A 3234-nucleotide genomic window follows, 5' to 3' on the forward strand; every position below is an offset into this window, starting at 1 on the left:
CGCCGCGCGGCGGTGTGCAGCGCACGGCGGGCCAGGGCTCGCAGCGCGGCTCCGCGCCCCAGGGGGCCAGCGCGGCGCCCCGCGGGGAGGGCGAGCCGGTGCGCGCCAGTTCGTCCGGCGTGAAGATGGGCGGGTCCGCGAAGAAGAAGGGCCCGCGCACCGTCAAGCTCACCGTGTCGAAGATCGACCCGTGGTCGGTCATGAAGATGACGTTCCTGCTGTCCGTGGCGATCGGCATCGCGACTGTCATCGCGGCGCTCGTGCTGTGGCTCGTGCTGCAGGCGACCGGCACGCTGCAGAACCTCCAGTCGACGCTGGGCGAGATCGCGGGCACGGAGAGCGCGGACCAGCTGCTCAGCCTGTTCGGGCTGGGGCGCATCCTCAGCTTCGCGATCATCCTGGCCGTGGTGAACATCGTGCTCATGACCGCGCTGTCGACGCTGTTCGCGCTGCTGTACAACATCGGCGCATCCATCGTGGGCGGCTTCCACCTCACGCTCTCCGACGACTGACACGGTGGCCGCGCACAGGCGCGGACCCGACGCGATCGCGGCGGCGGTTTCCCTGCGGGGACGCCGCCGCTGCGATTTTGCTTGGCCCCGGCGTTGCCTATATAGTTGGTTCGGTTCACAGGGGCCTATAGCTCAGGCGGTTAGAGCGCTTCGCTGATAACGAAGAGGTCAGAGGTTCAAGTCCTCTTAGGCCCACGCACCACCCTGAGACAGCACCGGAGCCTGGACTCCAAGGAGCGGAGCGCTCATGAAGACGTGGTTGCCGATCGCGGGAATTCTCGCAGCCCTGGCGGGCCTGCTCGCCAGCCGGCGGCGCAGCAGGATGAGCGGTCACCGAGCCTGGTCCCAGTTCACCGATTCGGTGTAGGCTGGCCGGACCTTGGGGGTATGGCGCAATTGGTAGCGCACCTGCTTTGCAAGCAGGGGGTTAGGGGTTCGAGTCCCCTTACCTCCACAACCAACAGAGGCCCTGGCCTGGGATAACACCCAGCCAGGGCCTTTCGCATTTTCGCTATGGGGTCACATACCCCACGCTTACCCACCTTTTTCGATCAGCCCCGGCCTGTTCGCCCCCAGCTGGGAGAGCACATTCGAGAGGTCGGGAGCCTCGTGGAGCTTCTGCACGTAGTGCGCGTGCGTGACCGCCGTACCGGAGTGTCCCAGAAGTGCCGCAGCACTCTCCGTGTCCCTCGTGCGATCCACGAGCGTCGCCACCGTCTTGCGGAAGGTGTGCGGCGATACCCACTCGAACCCGGCCGCGGTGCGAGCGTCGCGCCACTGCCGGCGCACGTTGTGCGGATCGCGCAGCGTCCCCGCCGCACTGGGGAACACGACATTCCACGGGTTCGGCTGCGCCTCCACCTGACGGCGGAGCAGAGTCTCGACGACGAACGTCGGGAGAATGAGGCGGCGGAACCCGCTCGAGGTCTTGGGGTGAGCCTGGCGCGTCAGGCCCTTCCCCTTGACCCGCACGACGGTGCCCGAGACGACGATTGCAGGCTGCTCGGCTCCAAGGTCTACGTCATCCCAGCGCAGTGCGCACACCTCCCCAATGCGGAGGCCGGTGCCAAGCAGCACGTCCACGAGGTCGAGCAGGTCGGGCGCCCGCTTGGGGCCGTGCGTGCCCGGTTCGTTCTGCCAGGCGTAGACCCCGCGGCGGAGTGCCTGCACTTCGTCAAGGCTGAGCGCCATGACGGCCTGCCGCTGCCGTGAGGGGAGCTTCGTCTCGCGCACGGGGTTGTGGGTGATCGCATCATGGCGCGCGGCGAGTCCGAACATGCCGTTGAGCACGACCTTGCACTGCTTGCCCAGAGCCGGCCTTTCCGCTGCCACAGACTTCAGGAAGCGGTCGAGGACGGAGATCGTGGCCTCGCGGATCGCGTACTCACCGAGGGCCGGTTCGATTCGCTGGGTGAACGTGGCGCGGTATTCGGCTAGTGACTGTGGCTTGAGTTCGGACTGTTCCATTTCTGCCAGCCATGACCGGCCGAGGGTGCTGATGCGCATCTCGCGGGTGATGTGCTCGCCTGCGGATTGGGCGCGGTCCCGGAGGTCTCGTTCTAGGGCGCGTTGGGCGGCTGCGCCGGAGGTGCCCCAGGCTTCGACCTGTCGTGTCTTGCCGGTGAAGTCCCGGAAGCGGGCGCGGGCACGGTACCGCTTGGGTGCTACCTCGGTGCGGGTGATCTTGCCCCATGTGCCGAGTTCAAGGCGAGGTCTAGGCATGGTGTTCCTTACTAGAAGGGCGGCATCTCAAAGTACTTCGTGTTGAAGGCAGACTCACGTGCTTCGTTTTCGATTGCGGCCCTTGGCATCTTCGCCAGCCGCTCGGTCTCCGCTTTCAAGAGTCCCTCACTGCGCGCACGTTGGATTCGTCTTGATGCAGTCGGTCGGGACGTGGTTAGTAGGTTCGCAACGGTCGAGACTGTCGCAGTACCGTTCAGTGCTTTCGCAAGTGCCCATGCCCGCGCTGCTTCCGCGTAAACGCGATCATCCGTGGGCTGACCTCCGGGCGTCGGTACGCGCCCCACGAAGTCACTTGCGTGTTCGATGATGCGACCGTCTGTTTCCGACAGGTCATTAGCCACCGCGAGGATGTCGTTGATAGCTATCTTGCTCAGCGCACCGGTTCCAATGGCCTGCGATTCGTCAGGCTCTCCCAAGAGCATTCCGGTGACAACGAAGTCCCCCATTTCGGTCTGGCCGAATCTGGCCCAGAGGGGGAAGTTGACTCCCTCGACCTCGACACGATGCCAGTAGTCTCCGGGCAGCTCGGCGAACGAAGTGTCGTCCGGGACGAGATGCCCTAACCACTCGTCGGATACCCCGTCGTTGTTTGAAGGGGTGATGCGGGGGCGTAACCGCCCCGCGGCGCTGTTGCTCATGGAAGTAATCATGGCATGTTTGAGGTTCGCAGACAATCGATGAACACCCGTGGTATCGTGCGAGTGTTCACGTTCACAGACCGCCAATGAAATGGAGAACGACATGCAGGTTTATACGACTGACGCAGTTCCGGAATGGTTTGAGGCGGACTCGCTGTCCGCATACATCCACGTCCCGAAACAGACGATCTACCGCTGGCGCACGGAAGGGAAGGGGACTGCCGCATAGATAGGTGACATCTGATCTGGCTTGCCCGCAGGGCGGCCTGGAAGGATGTGCACCATGCCCGCTCCCTACCCCCAGGAGTTCCGCGAAGACGTCGTGCGAGTGGCCCGGTCCC

At 64.7% G+C, this 3234-nt stretch carries 3 protein-coding genes and 2 tRNA genes; 3 read left to right on the forward strand and 2 right to left on the reverse strand.

Annotated features, from left to right (window positions below; all coding sequences use genetic code 11):
* The 3 genes from GSY69_RS13610 to GSY69_RS13620 all read left to right on the forward strand — a co-directional run.
* The coding region (locus GSY69_RS13610; protein ID WP_235936571.1) for a DUF3566 domain-containing protein at positions 1-512 on the forward strand (512 nt) is incomplete at its 5' end.
* Between the two features lie 121 nt (positions 513-633).
* Positions 634-707 (forward strand) — tRNA-Ile (locus GSY69_RS13615).
* 186 nt (positions 708-893) lie between these two features.
* Positions 894-966: transfer RNA gene (locus tag GSY69_RS13620), tRNA-Ala, on the forward strand.
* Positions 967-1046: 80 nt separating this feature from the next.
* Here GSY69_RS13620 and GSY69_RS13625 read toward each other — a convergent pair.
* The gene (locus GSY69_RS13625; protein ID WP_160954371.1) at positions 1047-2234 is read right to left on the reverse strand and encodes a tyrosine-type recombinase/integrase; all 1188 of its coding nucleotides are present in this window, start codon (positions 2232-2234) and stop codon (positions 1047-1049) included.
* Positions 2235-2245: 11 nt separating this feature from the next.
* The gene (locus tag GSY69_RS13630) at positions 2246-2998 is read right to left on the reverse strand and encodes a hypothetical protein (protein ID WP_160954372.1); all 753 of its coding nucleotides are present in this window, start codon (positions 2996-2998) and stop codon (positions 2246-2248) included.
* Positions 2999-3234 lie beyond the last annotated feature (236 nt).

The sequence above is a fragment of the Brevibacterium rongguiense genome, from assembly GCF_009857845.1.
Classification (GTDB): domain Bacteria; phylum Actinomycetota; class Actinomycetes; order Actinomycetales; family Brevibacteriaceae; genus Brevibacterium; species Brevibacterium rongguiense.

What these genes read in the sequence shown, in the direction of transcription:
- GSY69_RS13625 (WP_160954371.1), bottom strand. Translation starts at nt 2,234, where the DNA reads ATGCCTAGACCTCGCCTTGAACTCGGCACATGGGGCAAGATCACCCGC.
- GSY69_RS13630 (WP_160954372.1), bottom strand. Translation starts at nt 2,998, where the DNA reads ATGTCGTTCTCCATTTCATTGGCGGTCTGTGAACGTGAACACTCGCAC.